This window comes from Caballeronia sp. LjRoot29 (assembly GCF_964252755.1).
Lineage (GTDB): Bacteria > Pseudomonadota > Gammaproteobacteria > Burkholderiales > Burkholderiaceae > Caballeronia.
This window is the reverse complement of the sequence record NZ_CAXUPU020000065.1, coordinates 1-18,000: the sequence shown is the minus strand read 5'-3', so window position 1 is coordinate 18,000 and position 18,000 is coordinate 1. Positions and strand designations below refer to the sequence as shown.

12 protein-coding genes and 1 tRNA gene are annotated in these 18,000 nt (G+C 57.9%); all 13 read left to right on the top strand.

Going from position 1 to position 18,000, the window contains the following annotated elements:
• The first annotated feature begins 74 nt into the window (after positions 1–74).
• The 13 genes from ACSQ83_RS35245 to fusA all read left to right on the top strand — a co-directional run bounded on the left by ACSQ83_RS35245 (position 75) and on the right by fusA (position 17,948).
• A tRNA-Trp gene (locus ACSQ83_RS35245) sits at positions 75–150 on the top strand.
• A gap of 34 nt (positions 151–184) precedes the next feature.
• Positions 185–565: a preprotein translocase subunit SecE gene (gene secE / locus ACSQ83_RS35240; RefSeq protein WP_031361597.1), complete on the top strand. Its 381-nt coding sequence runs from the start codon at positions 185–187 to the stop codon at positions 563–565.
• A gap of 1 nt (position 566) precedes the next feature.
• Positions 567–1,124, top strand: a complete 558-nt coding sequence (gene nusG / locus ACSQ83_RS35235; RefSeq protein ID WP_031361596.1) for a transcription termination/antitermination protein NusG — start codon at positions 567–569, stop codon at positions 1,122–1,124.
• 156 nt (positions 1,125–1,280) lie between these two features.
• Entirely contained in the window at positions 1,281–1,712 is a 432-nt protein-coding gene (gene rplK / locus ACSQ83_RS35230; protein WP_414952767.1) for a 50S ribosomal protein L11, read from the top strand.
• The gene (rplA, locus tag ACSQ83_RS35225) at positions 1,713–2,408 is read left to right on the top strand and encodes a 50S ribosomal protein L1 (protein WP_031361594.1); all 696 of its coding nucleotides are present in this window, start codon (positions 1,713–1,715) and stop codon (positions 2,406–2,408) included. It abuts the gene before it with no gap.
• Positions 2,409–2,706: 298 nt separating this feature from the next.
• Positions 2,707–3,237 (top strand): 50S ribosomal protein L10, encoded by a 531-nt coding sequence (gene rplJ, locus ACSQ83_RS35220; protein ID WP_047845330.1) that lies wholly within the window; start codon positions 2,707–2,709, stop codon positions 3,235–3,237.
• Positions 3,238–3,312: 75 nt separating this feature from the next.
• A complete protein-coding gene (gene rplL, locus ACSQ83_RS35215; protein WP_062092985.1) occupies positions 3,313–3,681 on the top strand; it encodes a 50S ribosomal protein L7/L12 in 369 nt (122 codons plus the stop codon).
• A gap of 367 nt (positions 3,682–4,048) precedes the next feature.
• Positions 4,049–8,155: a DNA-directed RNA polymerase subunit beta gene (gene rpoB, locus ACSQ83_RS35210; protein ID WP_414952769.1), complete on the top strand. Its 4,107-nt coding sequence runs from the start codon at positions 4,049–4,051 to the stop codon at positions 8,153–8,155.
• 21 nt (positions 8,156–8,176) lie between these two features.
• Positions 8,177–12,424 (top strand): DNA-directed RNA polymerase subunit beta', encoded by a 4,248-nt coding sequence (rpoC, locus tag ACSQ83_RS35205; RefSeq protein ID WP_089166628.1) that lies wholly within the window; start codon positions 8,177–8,179, stop codon positions 12,422–12,424.
• A 191-nt stretch (positions 12,425–12,615) separates the two neighbouring features.
• Positions 12,616–14,463 (top strand): DNA helicase RecQ, encoded by a 1,848-nt coding sequence (recQ, locus tag ACSQ83_RS35200; RefSeq protein ID WP_414952770.1) that lies wholly within the window; start codon positions 12,616–12,618, stop codon positions 14,461–14,463.
• Positions 14,464–14,680: 217 nt separating this feature from the next.
• Positions 14,681–15,061 carry a 30S ribosomal protein S12 gene (gene rpsL, locus ACSQ83_RS35195; RefSeq protein ID WP_165092719.1) on the top strand — a complete coding sequence of 127 codons (381 nt, stop codon included), beginning with the start codon at positions 14,681–14,683 and terminating at the stop codon, positions 15,059–15,061.
• Between the two features lie 179 nt (positions 15,062–15,240).
• Entirely contained in the window at positions 15,241–15,711 is a 471-nt protein-coding gene (gene rpsG, locus ACSQ83_RS35190) for a 30S ribosomal protein S7 (RefSeq protein ID WP_031361587.1), read from the top strand.
• Between the two features lie 134 nt (positions 15,712–15,845).
• Positions 15,846–17,948 (top strand): elongation factor G, encoded by a 2,103-nt coding sequence (gene fusA, locus ACSQ83_RS35185; RefSeq protein ID WP_414952771.1) that lies wholly within the window; start codon positions 15,846–15,848, stop codon positions 17,946–17,948.
• The last annotated feature ends 52 nt before the right edge of the window (positions 17,949–18,000 follow it).

Here is an 18,000-nt window from a genome sequence, read left to right as displayed (position 1 = left end):
TCGAGCAAAGCCAGAAATTGCTCGATAGTCTGTAGTTTTCGGGGTTGGCGAAATCGCCGACCCCAAAATGGTTTAGGGGTATAGCTCAACTGGCAGAGCGTCGGTCTCCAAAACCGAAGGTTGGGGGTTCGATTCCCTCTGCCCCTGCCACAATCTTGCGTCTCCGGGCGCTGCTTAAGGTGTTATGGCGAATCCTTCCGTCGAAACTGTAAATACTTCCGGCGACAAGTTGATGTTGACCGCGGGCGTATTGTTGGTCTTGGCCGGGTTCGTAGGTTTCTTCTGGCTGGGTGGCCAGGAGTGGTACGTACGCGGCGCCGCGCTGGCTGTTGGTTTGATCGCGGGTGTTGCGGTCGGTCTTCTCTCCGCACCGGGAAAGGGCTTTATCGCCTTTGCCAAAGATTCGTACAAAGAAGTCCGCAAGGTGGTGTGGCCGACACGTAAGGAAGCCACGCAAACCACGCTGGTGGTCTTCGCATTTGTGCTGATCATGGCAATCTTCTTGTGGCTTAGCGATAAGTCAATTGAGTGGGTGATATTCTCGGTAATTCTGGGTTGGAGATGATATGAGCGAAGCACCAGCATCACCGAGCGGAAAACGTTGGTATGTCGTGCACGCCTACTCCGGTATGGAGAAGAGCGTGCAACGTGCGCTTCAGGAGCGCATCGACCGCGCCGGCATGCAAGACCAATTTGGTCAGATCCTCGTCCCGACTGAAGAAGTCGTGGAAGTGAAGGGTGGTCACAAGTCTGTAACAGAGCGTCGTTTCTTTCCGGGCTATGTGCTCGTCGAGATGGAAATGACGGACGAAACCTGGCATCTGGTAAAAAATACCGCGAAGGTGACCGGCTTCGTTGGCGGGGCGCGTAATCGTCCGAGCCCGATCTCTCCGCGTGAAGTGGAAAAGATCATGTCGCAGATGCAGGAAGGCGTGGAAAAACCGCGTCCGAAAACGCTCTTCGAAGTGGGCGAAATGGTGCGGGTCAAAGACGGTCCGTTCACGGATTTCAACGGCAACGTTGAGGAAGTGAACTACGAGAAATCGCGCGTCCGTGTTTCTGTCACCATTTTTGGACGCTCGACCCCGGTAGAACTGGAATTTGGCCAGGTCGAGAAGGTTTAAAAAGCATTCGTTTTTCGCCGCGCTCGAGGTGTCAACTTCGTAGCGCGGTTCGCGCTTACAGCCCGCGTTATGGCTGTTGAGGAGCGTCAGTAGCCGTTTTGGCGAGCGCGCGTTATCACTCACCGAACGCTAACGCGTTCTGCAGAGGTTTTCAACATGGCAAAGAAAATCATCGGCTTTATCAAACTGCAGATTCCTGCAGGTAAAGCCAATCCGTCACCGCCGGTTGGTCCGGCACTGGGCCAGCGCGGCCTGAACATCATGGAGTTCTGCAAGGCGTTTAACGCGCAGACTCAAGCGATGGAGCCGGGTCTGCCGGTGCCGGTGGTTATTACGGCATTCGCGGACAAGAGCTTCACGTTCATCATGAAGACGCCGCCGGCTACCGTTCTGATCAAGAAGGCAGCAGGTATTCAGAAGGGTTCGCCGAAACCGAATGCTGACAAGGTCGGCAATATCACGCGCGCTCAAGCTGAAGAAATCGCGAAGACCAAGATGCCTGATTTGACGGCAGCGAATCTGGACGCAGCGGTTCGTACGATCGCGGGCAGCGCCCGTTCGATGGGCATCACCGTGGAGGGCGTGTAAATGGCTAAGCTTTCTAAGCGTCTTAAAGCGTTCGCCTCCAAGGTCGATCGCATGAAGCTGTACCCCGTCGACGACGCTCTTTCGCTGGTCAAGGAATGCGCAAGCGCCAAGTTCGATGAATCTATCGACGTGGCTGTGCAGCTCGGCATCGACGCGAAGAAGTCGGACCAAGTGGTTCGCGGTTCGGTCGTGTTGCCCGCAGGTACCGGCAAGTCGGTTCGCGTTGCTGTGTTTGCGCAAGGCGAAAAGGCTGAGCAGGCTCGTGCAGCCGGCGCAGAAATCGTCGGTATGGAAGACCTGGCTGAACAGGTCAAGGCCGGTAACCTGAACTTCGACGTTGTGATCGCTTCGCCGGACACAATGCGCGTCGTCGGTACGCTCGGTCAGATTCTCGGCCCGCGCGGCCTGATGCCGAACCCGAAGGTCGGTACGGTTACGGCTGACGTTGCTCAAGCTGTTCGCAACGCAAAGGCTGGTCAGGTGCAGTTCCGCGTCGACAAGGGCGGGATCATCCACGCAACCATCGGCCGTGCTTCGTTTGAGCCGGCGTCGTTGCGCAAGAATCTGTCGGCACTGGTGGAAGCCCTTCAAAAGGCTAAGCCGGCGACCAGCAAGGGCGTGTATCTGCGCAAGATCGCATTGTCGAGCACCATGGGTGTTGGCGTGCGCGTAGATCACTCCACGCTCTCGCAGTAAAGAATCATGCCCACGCTCGCGCGATTTCGCGTGAGCGTGGGTTAAGGGCTTTGGGCGGTTGTGAGCTGTAGTTAGCAAGCAACCGGTTGTCAAAGACCGTTGGCGGAAGCGCAGCAGTTGGGCGCGACCTTAATGTAAGCCAACGCAGATGGCGAACCCGGAACAGTTTTGGTGTGGTTGAAGTCGGTTGTCGCGCGCCGTGAGGTGCGCACCAGCCGGTCGAAATACTCCTGACAGGTCGGACGCCGTTGTTGAACGAGGTGCGCTAAGTTGGCGCATCGAATCTGGAGGTTTAACCGTGCCACTGAACAAAGAAGACAAGCAGGCAGTTGTCGCTGAAGTCGCCGCGCAAGTCGCGAAGGCTCAGACGATGGTGCTCGCTGAGTATCGTGGAATTGCGGTTGGCGATCTGACCAAGCTGCGCGCAAAGGCTCGCGAGCAACAAGTGTATCTCCGCGTGTTGAAAAACACGTTGGCGCGTCGCGCCGTGGAAGGTACGCCGTTCGCTCCGCTGGCCGAGCAGATGACCGGTCCTCTGATCTACGGCATCTCTGAAGATGCAATTGCTGCTGCCAAGGTTGTTAATGACTTCGGCAAAACCAATGACAAGTTGATCATCAAGGCTGGTTCCTACGAAGGCAACGTGATGGACAAGGCGGCTGTGCAAGCACTCGCCAACATCCCGAGCCGCGAAGAACTGCTCTCCAAGCTGCTGTACGTCATGCAAGCTCCTGTTGCCGGCTTCGCGCGCGCTCTGGCCGCGCTCGCTGCGCAAAAGGGTGGCGGCGCTGAGGCTCCGGCTGAAGCTGAGCCGGAAGTTGCTGCGTAACGTACTGCGCTTGGTTGCCTGGTTAGGCTTACAAGATCGCTGGCTGTATCCGAATTCAATTTAGGAGTATTTCAAATGGCAATCGCAAAAGATGACATCCTCGAAGCAGTAAGCTCGATGTCGGTTCTGGAATTGAACGAGCTGGTCAAGGCGTTCGAAGAAAAGTTTGGCGTGTCGGCTGCAGCAGTCGCAGTTGCTGGCCCCGCTGGTGCTGCCGCTGTTGTTGAAGAGCAGACCGAGTTCACGGTGAACCTGGTCGAAATCGGCGCAAACAAGGTGTCGGTGATTAAGGCTGTTCGCGAACTGACGGGTCTCGGCCTGAAGGAAGCGAAGGACCTGGTTGACGGTGCACCGAAGCCTGTTAAGGAATCGGTACCGAAGGCTGCTGCTGAAGAAGCGAAGAAGAAGCTGGAAGAAGCAGGCGCGAAGGCTGAAATCAAGTAAGTTTCACTGCGCTTTGCTAAGGCTGGCGGTCTATGACCGCCGGCCTTTTTCTGCTTTGTGGGAACAATGTTTTGAGTCGCCGGTTTCGGCAACAAGAACCTCATAGAAGCCAAAGAAAAACATCGGCTGGACAATTTTGCCGATTCTTTTCTTTGTCTTCTGAAGCGACTGCAGAAGGCAAGTTTGGTCGGGTAGCGGGAAACATAGGCATCCGCTGCCGTCAGCCAGCGGTTGGTAGCGGCCAACCACCAAGCTTCTAGGCTCGTTCGCCCCTCCCTGGGTGTATGACGAGTCTCAGTCGGTGAACACCGGGTCGTGTCATCGAGGTATCCCGCCTCGGCAACGCCCGCCGTGATTCGGAGATCGTATGCAATATTCCTTCACCGAGAAGAAGCGTATTCGCAAGAGTTTTGCGAAACGCCCCATCGTTCACCAAGTTCCCTTCTTGCTGGCAACCCAGCTTGAATCATTCAGCACATTTCTGCAAGCCGAGACCATCGGGACTCAGCGCAAGGCAGAAGGGCTGCAAGCAGCATTTTCATCGGTCTTCCCGATCGTTTCGCACAACGGTTTTGCGCGTCTCGAATTCGTCAGCTACATGCTTTCGCCGCCGGCATTCAATATCAAGGAATGCCAGCAGCGCGGCCTGACGTATTGCTCCGCCTTGCGCGCCAAGGTGCGCCTGGTGCTGCTCGACAAGGAATCGCCGAGCAAGCCGGTCGTCAAGGAAGTGAAGGAACAGGAAGTCTACATGGGCGAAATGCCGCTCATGACGCCGACTGGTTCGTTCGTCATCAACGGTACGGAACGGGTGATCGTGTCCCAGCTGCACCGTTCGCCTGGCGTGTTCTTCGAGCACGACAAGGGCAAGACGCACAGCTCGGGCAAGCTGCTTTTCTCGGCGCGTATCATCCCTTACCGTGGTTCGTGGCTCGACTTCGAATTCGACCCGAAGGACGTGCTGTATTTCCGCGTCGACCGTCGCCGGAAAATGCCTGTGACCATCCTGCTGAAGGCCATTGGCCTAACGCCGGAACAGATCCTCGCGAACTTCTTCGTATTCGATAACTTTGCGTTGATGGGCGAAGGCGCACAAATGGAATTCGTGCCGGAGCGTCTGCGCGGTGAAGTCGCGCGCTTTGACATCCAGGATCGCGAAGGCGCTGTCATCGTCCAGAAGGACAAGCGGATCAACGCGAAGCACATTCGTGACCTCGAAGCAGCAAAGACGAAGTTCATCTCGGTACCGGAAGACTATTTGCTCGGCCGTGTGCTGGCAAAGAATGTAGTCGACGGCGAAACGGGTGAAGTGATCGCGAACGCCAACGACGAGATCACCGAAATGGTGCTCGAGAAGCTGCGCGAGTCGAAGGTCAAGGACATCCAGACGCTGTACACGAACGATCTGGATCAAGGCCCGTACATTTCGTCGACGCTGCGTATCGACGAAACCGCCGACCGCATGGCTGCACGTATCGCGATCTATCGCATGATGCGTCCGGGCGAACCGCCGACGGAAGAAGCCGTTGAAGCGCTGTTCAACCGCCTGTTCTACAGCGAAGACGCATACGACCTGTCGAAGGTGGGTCGTATGAAGTTCAATCGTCGCGTGGGCCGCGACGAGATCATTGGCAAGATGACGCTGGAAGACGACGACATCCTCGCGACCATCAAGATTTTGGTCGAGCTGCGTAACGGCAAGGGCGAAGTTGATGACATCGATCACTTGGGCAATCGTCGTGTGCGTTGCGTAGGTGAGTTGGCTGAGAACCAGTTCCGCGCAGGCCTCGTGCGCGTGGAACGGGCTGTGAAGGAACGTCTGGGTCAGGCTGAAAGCGAAAACCTGATGCCGCACGACCTGATCAACTCGAAGCCGATTTCGTCGGCCATTCGCGAGTTCTTCGGTTCGTCGCAGTTGTCGCAGTTTATGGACCAGACGAATCCGCTGTCGGAAATCACCCACAAGCGCCGTGTATCGGCTCTTGGACCGGGCGGTTTGACGCGTGAACGCGCAGGCTTTGAAGTCCGCGACGTGCACCCGACCCACTACGGCCGTGTGTGCCCGATTGAAACGCCGGAAGGTCCGAACATCGGGCTGATCAACTCGCTGGCGCTGTACGCGCACTTGAACGAATACGGTTTCCTCGAGACGCCGTATCGGAAAGTGGTCGACAGCAAGGTGACGGATCAGATCGACTATCTGTCGGCCATTGAAGAAGGCCGCTACGTGATCGCTCAGGCGAACGCGTCGCTGGGCGAAGGCGGCACGCTGACCGACGAGCTGGTTTCGTCGCGTGAAGCGGGCGAAACGCTGATGGTCACGCCGGACCGCATCCAGTACATGGACGTGGCGCCGTCGCAGATCGTGTCCGTGGCTGCTTCGCTGATTCCGTTCCTTGAACACGATGACGCGAACCGCGCATTGATGGGCTCGAACATGCAGCGTCAGGCCGTGCCTTGCCTGCGTCCTGAAAAGGCCGTGGTCGGTACGGGTATTGAACGTACGGTGGCGGTTGACTCGGGTACGACGGTTCAGGCGGAACGCGGCGGTATCGTGGATTACGTCGATGCTGGCCGTATCGTGATTCGCGTGAACGACGATGAAGCGGTTGCCGGCGAAGTCGGTGTCGACATCTACAACCTGATCAAGTACACGCGTTCGAACCAGAACACGAACATCAACCAGCGTCCGATCGTGAAGGTCGGCGACAAGGTTGGCCGTGGCGACGTGGTGGCCGATGGCGCATCGACCGATCTGGGCGAGCTCGCGCTTGGCCAGAACATGCTCGTCGCGTTCATGCCGTGGAACGGCTACAACTTTGAAGATTCGATCCTGATCTCGGAGAAGGTGGTTGCTGAAGATCGTTACACGTCGATCCACATCGAAGAACTGAATGTGGTTGCACGCGACACGAAGCTCGGACCGGAAGAAATCACGCGCGACATCTCGAACCTGGCTGAAGTGCAACTTGGCCGTCTCGATGAGTCGGGCATTGTGTACATCGGCGCTGAAGTTGAAGCGGGCGACGTGCTGGTCGGCAAGGTCACGCCGAAGGGCGAAACCCAGCTGACGCCGGAAGAAAAGCTGCTGCGCGCCATTTTCGGCGAGAAGGCGTCGGACGTGAAGGATACGTCGCTGCGCGTGCCGTCGGGCATGAGCGGCACGGTGATCGACGTGCAAGTGTTCACGCGCGAAGGCATTACGCGTGACAAGCGTGCACAGCAGATTATTGATGACGAACTGAAGCGTTATCGCCTGGACTTGAACGACCAGTTGCGCATTGTGGAAGGCGACGCGTTCTCGCGTCTCGCCCGTATGCTCAACGGCAAGGTCGCAAACGGCGGTCCGAAGAAGCTGGCGAAGGGCACGAAGATCGACCTGCCGTACCTGGAAGATCTGGATCACTACCACTGGTTCGACATCCGCTTGGCGGACGAAGAAGCAGCGGCACAGCTCGAAGCCATCAAGGATTCCATCGAACAAAAGCGTCACCAGTTCGATCTGGCGTTCGAAGAAAAGCGCAAGAAGCTGACGCAAGGCGACGAACTGCCGCCGGGCGTGCTGAAGATGGTCAAGGTGTACCTGGCAGTTAAGCGTCGTCTGCAACCGGGCGACAAGATGGCCGGCCGTCACGGTAACAAGGGTGTTGTGTCGAAGATCGTGCCGATCGAAGACATGCCGTACATGGCCGATGGCCGTCCTGCTGACGTCGTGCTGAATCCGCTCGGCGTGCCGTCGCGGATGAACGTGGGTCAGATTCTCGAAGTGCATCTGGGTTGGGCCGCGAAGGGTCTCGGATGGCGTATCGGCGAAATGCTGCAGCGTCAGACGAAGATTGAAGAGCTGCGCATTTTCCTGACCAAGATCTACAACGAATCGGGCCGCAAGGAAGAGCTGGAAAACTTCACCGACGACGAAATCGTCGAACTGGCGAAGAACCTGCGCGAAGGTGTTCCTTTTGCAACGCCGGTGTTCGACGGCGCGACGGAAGGCGAAATGGAACGTGCACTGGACCTGGCATTCCCTGACGACATCGCGAAGCAATTGGGCATGACGAAGTCGAAGAATCAGGTGCAGTTGAGCGACGGCCGCACGGGTGAACCGTTCGAACGGACGGTCACGGTGGGCTACATGCATTACCTGAAACTGCATCACTTGGTCGACGACAAGATGCACGCCCGTTCGACCGGACCGTACTCGCTCGTCACGCAGCAGCCGCTGGGTGGTAAGGCGCAGTTCGGTGGCCAGCGTTTCGGTGAGATGGAAGTGTGGGCGCTCGAAGCATATGGCGCTTCGTACGTGCTGCAAGAAATGCTGACTGTTAAGTCGGATGACGTGGCGGGTCGTACCAAAGTGTATGAAAACCTGGTCAAGGGTGACCACGTGATCGACGCCGGCATGCCTGAGTCGTTCAATGTGTTGGTGAAGGAAATCCGGTCGCTCGGTATCGACATCGACCTGGACCGGAACTAATCGGACTACTGGAGAGACGCAATGAAAGCTCTGCTCGATCTATTCAAGCAAGTCCAACAACCTGAAGTTTTTGACGCGATCAAGATCGGTCTGGCCTCGCCGGACAAGATCCGTTCGTGGTCCTTCGGCGAAGTGAAGAAGCCTGAAACCATCAACTACCGGACCTTCAAGCCGGAACGCGATGGCCTGTTCTGCGCCAAGATTTTCGGGCCCATCAAGGACTACGAGTGCCTGTGCGGCAAGTACAAGCGCCTAAAGCACCGCGGCGTGATCTGCGAAAAGTGCGGCGTTGAAGTCACGCTCGCCAAGGTGCGCCGCGAACGGATGGGCCACATTGAACTGGCCTCGCCGGTTGCGCACATCTGGTTCTTGAAGTCGCTGCCGTCGCGTCTGGGCATGGTGCTCGACATGACGCTGCGCGACATCGAACGCGTGCTGTATTTCGAAGCGTACGTGGTGATCGAACCGGGCATGACGCCGCTGAAAGCGCGGCAGATCATGACGGAAGAGGATTACTACAATAAGGTCGAAGAATACGGCGACGAATTCCGTGCCGAGATGGGCGCGGAAGGCGTGCGTGAACTGCTGCGCGCGATCAATATCGACGAACAGGTCGAAGTGCTGCGCACCGAACTCAAGAACACGGGTTCGGAAGCGAAGATCAAGAAGTACGCGAAGCGCCTGAAGGTGCTCGAGGCATTCCAGCGTTCGGGCATCAAGCCCGACTGGATGGTGCTGGAAGTGCTGCCGGTGCTGCCGCCGGAACTGCGTCCGCTCGTGCCGCTGGACGGTGGCCGTTTCGCGACGTCGGACCTGAACGACTTGTATCGTCGCGTGATCAACCGTAACAACCGGTTGAAGCGTCTGCTCGAATTGAAGGCGCCTGAAATCATCGTCCGCAATGAAAAGCGGATGCTGCAGGAAGCCGTCGATTCGCTGCTCGACAACGGTCGCCGCGGTAAGGCAATGACCGGCGCGAACAAGCGTCCGCTGAAGTCGCTCGCTGACATGATCAAGGGTAAGGGCGGCCGTTTCCGTCAGAACTTGCTCGGTAAGCGCGTTGACTATTCGGGCCGTTCGGTGATCGTGGTGGGCCCGACGCTCAAGCTGCATCAGTGCGGTCTGCCGAAGCTGATGGCGCTCGAACTGTTCAAGCCTTTCATCTTCAACAAGCTGGAAGTGATGGGTGTGGCTACCACCATCAAGGCCGCGAAGAAGGAAGTCGAGAACCAGACAGCCGTGGTGTGGGACATTTTGGAAGAGGTGATCCGCGAACATCCGGTCATGCTGAACCGCGCGCCTACGCTTCACCGTCTTGGCATTCAGGCTTTCGAGCCGGTGCTGATCGAAGGTAAGGCTATTCAGCTGCATCCGCTCGTTTGCGCGGCGTTCAACGCCGACTTCGACGGTGACCAGATGGCCGTTCACGTGCCGCTGTCGCTGGAAGCGCAGATGGAAGCGCGCACGCTGATGCTGGCGTCGAACAACGTCCTGTTCCCGGCCAACGGCGATCCGTCGATCGTGCCGTCGCAGGATATTGTGCTGGGTCTTTACTACGCATCGCGTGAAGCGGTAAATGGCAAGGGCGAAGGCATGACGTTCACGGGCGTGTCGGAAGCAATCCGCGCGTACGAAAACAAGGAAGTCGAGCTGGCGTCGCGGGTGAATGTCCGGATTACGGAAAACATTCACAACCCGGATCAAAGCGAAGGCGCACCGAAGTTCGTGCCGAAGATCACGCTGTACGCAACCACGGTTGGCCGTTCTATTCTGTCGGAAATTCTGCCGCCAGGACTGCCGTTCTCGGTGCTGAACCGTCCGCTGAAGAAGAAGGAAATTTCGCGCCTGATCAACACGGCATTCCGCAAGTGCGGTCTGCGCGAAACGGTGATCTTCGCCGACCAGCTGATGCAGATGGGTTTCCGTCTGGCTACGCGCGCCGGTATTTCGATTTGCGTCGACGACATGCTCGTGCCGCCGCAAAAAGAACAGATCGTCGGCGATGCAGCCAAGAAGGTGAAGGAATACGACCGTCAGTACATGTCGGGTCTGGTCACTTCGCAAGAGCGCTACAACAACGTGGTCGACATCTGGTCGGCAACGTCGGAAGCGGTCGGCAAGGCGATGATGGAGCAGTTGGCTACGGAGCCCGTGGTCGACCGCGATGGCAATCAGACGAAGCAGGAATCGTTCAACTCGATCTACATGATGGCCGACTCGGGCGCTCGTGGATCCGCTGTTCAGATTCGTCAGTTGGCCGGTATGCGGGGCCTGATGGCGAAGCCGGATGGCTCGATCATTGAGACGCCTATCACGGCGAACTTCCGTGAAGGCCTGAACGTGTTGCAGTACTTCATCTCGACGCACGGTGCACGTAAAGGCTTGGCCGATACGGCGTTGAAGACGGCGAACTCGGGTTACCTGACGCGTCGTCTCGTTGACGTGACGCAGGATCTGGTCGTGGTCGAAGACGATTGCGGCACAACGAACGGCGTTGCAATGAAGGCGTTGGTTGAAGGCGGTGAAGTTGTCGAAGCCTTGCGTGACCGGATTCTTGGCCGCGTGACGGTGGCGGACGTCGTCAATCCGGAATCGCAGGAAACGCTGTACGAATCGGGCACGTTGCTTGACGAAGACATGGTCGACGAAATCGAACGCCTGGGTATTGACGAAGTGCGCGTGCGCACGCCGTTGACCTGCGAAACGCGTTACGGCCTGTGCGCTTCGTGCTACGGCCGCGACCTGGGTCGTGGCTCGCGCGTGAACGTCGGCGAAGCGGTGGGTGTTATCGCTGCTCAGTCGATCGGTGAGCCGGGCACGCAGTTGACCATGCGTACGTTCCACATCGGTGGCGCTGCGTCGCGTGCGGCTATCGCTTCGTCGGTGGAAGCCAAGTCGAACGGTACGGTGCGTTTCACGGCAACGATGCGTTACGTCACCAATGCGAAGGGCGAGCAGATCGTCATCTCGCGTTCGGGCGAGGCGATCATTGCCGACGACCTCGGTCGTGAGCGCGAACGTCACAAAATCCCATACGGCGCAACGTTGCTGCAACTCGACGGCGCGCAGATCAAGGCTGGTGCACAACTGGCTCAATGGGATCCGTTGACGCGTCCGATCATCACCGAGTGGGGCGGTACGGTGAAGTTCGAAAACGTCGAAGAAGGCGTGACGGTTGCGAAGCAGATCGACGATGTGACGGGGCTTTCAACGCTCGTCGTGATCGACGTGAAGCGTCGCGGTTCGCAAGCGGCGAAGAGTGTTCGTCCGCAAGTGAAGTTGCTCGATGCGCAAGGCGAAGAAGTCAAGATCCCGAACACCGAGCATTCGGTGCAGATCGGCTTCCAGGTCGGCGCACTGATCACCGTGAAGGACGGTCAGCAAGTGCAGGTCGGTGAAGTGCTGGCACGTATCCCGGTTGAAGCGCAGAAAACGCGTGACATTACCGGTGGTCTGCCGCGTGTGGCCGAACTGTTCGAAGCGCGCTCGCCGAAGGACGCCGGCATCTTGGCGGAAGTCACGGGTACGACGTCGTTTGGTAAGGACACGAAGGGCAAGCAGCGTCTCGTTATTACCGACGTGGAAGGGGAACAGCATGAGTTCCTGATCACCAAGGAAAAGCAGGTGCTGGTGCACGACGGTCAGGTCGTCAACAAGGGCGAAATGATTGTCGATGGCCCGGCCGATCCGCACGACATTCTGCGTTTGCAGGGTATTGAAGCGCTGGCTCGCTACATCGTGGACGAAGTGCAGGACGTGTATCGTCTGCAAGGCGTGAAGATCAACGACAAGCACATTGAAGTGATTGTTCGTCAGATGTTGCGCCGCGTGCAGATCGTCGACAACGGCGATACGCGCTTCATCATGGGCGAACAAGTTGAGCGTTCGGACATGCTGGACGAGAACGACCGGATGGCCGCGGAAGACAAGATCCCCGCGACCTACGAGAACGTGCTGCTCGGTATTACGAAGGCATCGCTCTCGACCGATTCGTTCATCTCGGCTGCATCGTTCCAGGAAACGACGCGCGTGTTGACCGAAGCGGCCATCATGGGCAAACGCGACGATTTGCGCGGTCTGAAGGAAAACGTGATCGTCGGCCGGTTGATTCCGGCTGGTACAGGTCTCGCGTTCCACAAGGCGCGCAAGAGCCGCGAGTTGTCGGATCGTCAACGTTTCGACCAGATTGCAGCGGAAGAATCGTTCGATTTCGGCACGCCCGAAGCCGCACCTGTCGCACCTGCAGAACAGCAACATCCGGCGGAGTAAGTTTTGGAGTTCGGGCCTTTTTACAGGTTCGGGCTTTAGCAACCGATCTGCTTGTACTGACGCCGCCCGGGTTATACCGGGCGGCTTTTTTTTGCTCTATCGATTGGCTAACGTTGAGTCATGCGACGGTCTGAGCGCTCCGTCGTTGGTAAAATCGGGGCACTCACGCTCTGGCGCACTCCGTCTTCTCCATGTCCCGTTCGCTCGAAATTCTCAAGGAAGTATTTGGCTACCCGGCGTTCCGGGGGCAGCAGGGCGATATCGTCGATCATGTGGCCGCCGGCGGCGACTCGCTCGTGCTCATGCCGACTGGCGGCGGCAAGTCGTTGTGTTATCAAATTCCCGCTTTGCTAAGGCGCGAAGCCGGGTTTGGCGCTGGGATTGTCGTGTCGCCGCTGATTGCGTTGATGCAGGATCAGGTCGCCGCGTTGAGCGAAGTCGGCGTGCGTGCCGCGTGCCTGAATTCGACGCTCACGGGCGCAGAAGCCTCAGCCACCGAGCGCGCGTTGCGTAACGGGGAAATCGACCTGCTGTATGTCGCCCCGGAACGGCTCATGACGCCTCGTTTCCTCGAGCTGATCGAAAGCGTGCGCATCGGCTTGTTCGCCATTGACGAAGCGCATTGTGTGTCCCAATGGGGGCACGATTTCCGGCCGGAATATATCCAGTTATCGGTGCTGCACGAGCGGTTTCCATCGGTGCCGCGGATAGCGCTGACAGCTACTGCCGACGCCATTACGCGCGATGAAATCGTGCATCGCCTGGCCTTGGACGACGCACGTATTTTTGTCTCCAGCTTCGACCGGCCGAACATCCGGTATCGGATTGTCGAAAAGGACAATGCCCGCGCCCAGTTGCTGGATTTCATTCGCGCCGAGCATACCAATCCGGACAAAACCACGGACGCCGGTGTGATCTATTGCCTGTCACGGCGCAAGGTTGAAGAGACTGCCGATTGGCTCAAGAGCCAGGGTGTTCGCGCGCTGCCTTACCACGCGGGGATGGAATATCAGATGCGCCAGCGTCATCAGGAGATGTTCAAGCGCGAAGAGGGCATCGTGATGTGCGCGACGATCGCGTTTGGGATGGGGATCGACAAACCCGACGTACGTTTCGTCGCTCATCTGGATCTCCCGAAAAGCGTGGAAGGCTACTACCAGGAAACGGGCCGTGCCGGTCGTGACGGCATGCCGGCGAACGCGTGGATGGCGTACGGCCTCGGCGACGTGGTGCAGCAACGCAAAATGATCGACGAATCCGACGCCGACGATACCCACAAGCGCGTGCAGGGCGGCAAGCTCGACGCGCTGCTTGGGTTGTGCGAAGCGGCGTCCTGCCGGCGAGTGCGCTTGCTCGGCTACTTCGGCGAAGCGAGCCAGCCGTGCGGCAATTGCGACACGTGTCTCGAGCCGCCTGAATCTTGGGACGCTACCCGCGAAGCGCAAATGGCGCTGTCTTGCGTGTACCGCGCTTATAAGGCGAGCGGGTTCCACTTCGGCGCCGGTCATCTTATCGACATCCTGCGCGGCAGCCGGTCTGAGAAATTGCTTCAACGCGGTCACGAAAAACTATCCACGTTTGGACTTGGCGCGGCGCTGTCCGAGCAGGAATGGCGCGCGGTGTTTCGTCAACTGGTGGCGTTTGGCTATCTCGCTGTCGACCACGATGGATTCGGTGCGCTGATTCTCACCGAGGCAAGCAAGGCCGTACTCAAAGGCGAGCAGAACGTGACGCTGCGCAAGTACGTAAAGCCAACGCGCACGAGGCAGTCATCCGGTCGAACCGGTGAACGCGCGGATCCGACGGCCGGCATGTCGCCACGCATCAAAGCACGCTGGGAAAGGCTGCGTGCTTGGCGCGCAAGCATGGCGAAGAGCGACGGCGTGCCGGCCTACGTCATTTTCCACGACGCGACGCTGGCCGAAATTGCGCGCAACGAGCCGGACTCCATCGAAGATCTCAGCCAGATTCCCGGGATAGGCGCGCGCAAACTCGAGCGGTTCGGCGACGAATTGCTCGAAGTCGTCGGCGCGAACTGATTTTTATCGCCCTGATCAAGCTCGCACGCGCTGCAAGCTGTTGACCGCATTGGGAATTTCAGATTATGATGCTAGGTTCTCGTTCTTGGATCTGCTAAACGGGGTTTCCCTCGAGAATGTCCTCGTATACATGACAAGAGCCGGAGTGCTCGGCGCGCAGTCCGTTTTGCTTTGCCCGAAACGGGAGCGTCGATTTTGATCAATTTAGGAATAGACAATGCCAACCATCAATCAATTGGTTCGCAAAGGCCGCGCTTCAGAAGTAGTGAAGAGCAAGTCGCCGGCTTTGCAGGACTGCCCCCAGCGTCGTGGAGTGTGCACTCGCGTGTACACGACGACGCCGAAGAAGCCGAACTCGGCACTTCGTAAAGTTGCAAAAGTTCGTCTGACGAACGGTTTTGAAGTTATTTCGTACATCGGTGGTGAAGGCCACAACCTGCAGGAACACTCGGTCGTGCTGATTCGCGGCGGACGTGTGAAAGACTTGCCGGGTGTGCGTTACCACATGGTTCGTGGCTCGCTGGATACCCAGGGCGTCAAGGATCGTAAGCAAGCTCGCTCGAAGTACGGTGCGAAGCGCGCTAAGGCTGGCAAGTAAGCTTTTGCCGGTCAGGCTGTACAGGTTGCCCGTCAAGGGCGTTCAAGCGGTGGTGCCGGAAATGCCGGTGCTGTCGAGTAAGTGGTCACCCGGCCAAGCTGGTTAGTCGGTAGATAGATCGGGTTTGTTGGTGACCGCGGGGCTGAAATAGCTCCAACTGAAAAATCAAAGGAAGAAACATGCCGCGTCGTCGCGAAGTCCCCAAGCGGGACATTTTGCCGGATCCGAAATTCGGCAACGTAGATGTAGCCAAGTTCATGAACGTGATCATGCTGTCGGGCAAGAAGTCGGTTGCCGAGCGTATCGTTTATGGTGCTTTTGAACAGATCCAGACCAAGGGTGGCAAGGACCCGCTGGAAGTGTTCACGGGTGCGCTCAACAACGTGAAGCCGGTGGTGGAAGTGAAGAGCCGCCGCGTTGGTGGTGCGAACTATCAAGTTCCAGTCGAAGTGCGTCCGTCGCGTCGTATGGCATTGGCGATGCGTTGGTTGCGCGAAGCTGCGAAGAAGCGCAGCGAGAAGTCGATGGCCCTGCGTCTCGCAGGTGAGCTTTCGGAAGCCGCGGAAGGCCGTGGCGGCGCGATGAAGAAGCGCGACGAAGTTCACCGGATGGCAGAAGCCAACAAGGCGTTCTCGCACTTCCGCTTCTAAGGCTGTATTTAGGCCTCCCGACCTGGGACGAACGGAAAAACCTCCGGGCGGGTGCGCTTACCAAGCGCCTCGCCCGTTTGTGTTAGGACGTGACTGGCATGTGCCGGTCGCGTCGACCCAATTAAGGATTCAAAGTGGCTCGCAAGACACCTATCGAGCGCTACCGAAATATCGGTATTAGCGCTCACATCGACGCCGGCAAGACGACCACGACCGAGCGCATCCTGTTTTACACGGGCGTGAACCACAAAATCGGTGAAGTTCACGACGGCGCAGCAACGATGGACTGGATGGAGCAGGAGCAGGAGCGCGGCATCACCATCACGTCGGCAGCGACGACCGCCTTCTGGAAAGGCATGGCTGGCGACCGCCCCGAGCACCGCATCAACATCATCGACACGCCGGGACACGTTGACTTCACCATTGAAGTTGAGCGTTCCATGCGCGTGCTCGACGGTGCGTGCATGGTTTATTGCGCTGTGGGCGGTGTTCAGCCTCAGTCGGAAACCGTATGGCGCCAGGCCAACAAGTACAAGGTTCCCCGTCTCGCGTTCATCAACAAGATGGACCGTACCGGCGCGAACTTCTTCAAGGTCTATGACCAGCTCAAGCTGCGTCTGAAGGCGAACCCGGTTCCGGTCGTGGTGCCAATCGGCGCAGAAGACACGTTCACGGGCGTGGTCGACCTGATCAAGATGAAGGCGATTATTTGGGATGAAGCGTCCCAAGGCATCAAGTTCGAGTACGAAGAAATCCCGGCTGCATTGCTGGATACGTGCAACGAGTGGCGCGAAAAGATGGTCGAAGCTGCTGCCGAAGCCAACGAAGAAATGATGAACAAGTACCTCGAAACGGGCTCGTTGTCCGAAGAGGAAATCGTGAAGGGTCTTCGCGACCGTACGATCGCTTGTGAAATCCAGCCGATGTTGTGCGGCACCGCGTTCAAGAACAAGGGCGTGCAACGGATGCTGGACGCCGTGCTCGACTTCTTGCCGTCGCCGATCGACATTCCGCCGGTTCTGGGTGAACTGGAAGACGGCGCTCGCGAAGAGCGTCGTGCAGCTGACGACGAAAAGTTCTCGGCACTCGCGTTCAAGATCATGACCGACCCGTTTGTCGGCCAGTTGATCTTCTTCCGCGTGTATTCGGGTACGACCAAGTCGGGCGACACGCTGCTGAACGCGACCAAGGACAAGAAGGAACGTCTCGGCCGTATTCTGCTGATGCACGCAAACCAGCGCGAAGAAATCAAGGAAGTGCACGCAGGCGACATCGCTGCCGCGGTTGGTTTGAAAGACGTGACCACCGGCGACACGCTGTGTGATCCGGCGCATCCGATCGTTCTGGAACGTATGATTTTCCCGGAACCGGTGATTTCGCAAGCTGTAGAGCCGAAGACCAAGCCTGACCAGGAGAAGATGGGCCTCGCGCTCAATCGTCTGGCTCAGGAAGATCCGTCGTTCCGCGTTCAGACCGACGAAGAGTCGGGCCAGACCATCATTTCGGGTATGGGCGAGTTGCACCTGGAAATTTTGGTTGACCGCATGCGTCGTGAATTCGGCGTTGAAGCAACCGTTGGCAAGCCGCAAGTTGCGTATCGCGAAACGATTCGCGGCAAGGCTGAAGACGTTGACGGCAAGTTCGTCAAGCAGTCGGGCGGACGCGGTCAGTATGGCCACGTTGTCATTACGCTTGAGCCGAATGAGCAGGGCAAGGGCTACGAGTTCCTGGACGAGATCAAGGGCGGCGTGATTCCGCGCGAGTACATCCCGGCTGTGGACAAGGGCATTATTGAAACGCTGAAGGCTGGCGTGCTGGCAGGCTTCCCGGTGGTGGACGTCAAGGTTCACCTGACGTTTGGTTCGTACCACGACGTTGACTCGAACGAAAATGCATTCCGCATGGCCGGTTCGATGGCGTTCAAGGACGCAATGCGCAAGGCAAGCCCGGTCATCCTCGAACCAATGATGGCTGTGGAAGTCGAAACGCCTGAAGACTACATGGGCAACGTGATGGGCGACTTGTCGAGCCGTCGCGGTATCGTCCAGGGCATGGAAGACATGATTGGCGGCGGCAAGATCGTGCGCGCTGAAGTCCCGCTGTCGGAAATGTTCGGCTATTCGACGTCGCTGCGTTCGGCGACGCAAGGTCGCGCTACGTACACGATGGAATTCAAGCACTATGCTGAAGCTCCGCGAAACGTGGCAGAAGCGATCATTAACGCGAAATCCAAGTAATTCGGTAAGCCAGAAGTCTTTAACCGATCAACAAATTTGAAAGAAGGTAATC

Coding starts and splice junctions, on each gene's coding strand:
- rplK (WP_414952767.1), top strand. CDS start 1,281: ATGGCAAAGAAAATCATCGGCTTTATCAAACTGCAGATTCCTGCAGGT.
- rpsG (WP_031361587.1), top strand. CDS start 15,241: ATGCCGCGTCGTCGCGAAGTCCCCAAGCGGGACATTTTGCCGGATCCG.
- rpoB (WP_414952769.1), top strand. CDS start 4,049: ATGCAATATTCCTTCACCGAGAAGAAGCGTATTCGCAAGAGTTTTGCG.
- rpsL (WP_165092719.1), top strand. CDS start 14,681: ATGCCAACCATCAATCAATTGGTTCGCAAAGGCCGCGCTTCAGAAGTA.
- secE (WP_031361597.1), top strand. CDS start 185: ATGGCGAATCCTTCCGTCGAAACTGTAAATACTTCCGGCGACAAGTTG.
- rplL (WP_062092985.1), top strand. CDS start 3,313: ATGGCAATCGCAAAAGATGACATCCTCGAAGCAGTAAGCTCGATGTCG.
- rpoC (WP_089166628.1), top strand. CDS start 8,177: ATGAAAGCTCTGCTCGATCTATTCAAGCAAGTCCAACAACCTGAAGTT.
- nusG (WP_031361596.1), top strand. CDS start 567: ATGAGCGAAGCACCAGCATCACCGAGCGGAAAACGTTGGTATGTCGTG.
- recQ (WP_414952770.1), top strand. CDS start 12,616: ATGTCCCGTTCGCTCGAAATTCTCAAGGAAGTATTTGGCTACCCGGCG.
- rplA (WP_031361594.1), top strand. CDS start 1,713: ATGGCTAAGCTTTCTAAGCGTCTTAAAGCGTTCGCCTCCAAGGTCGAT.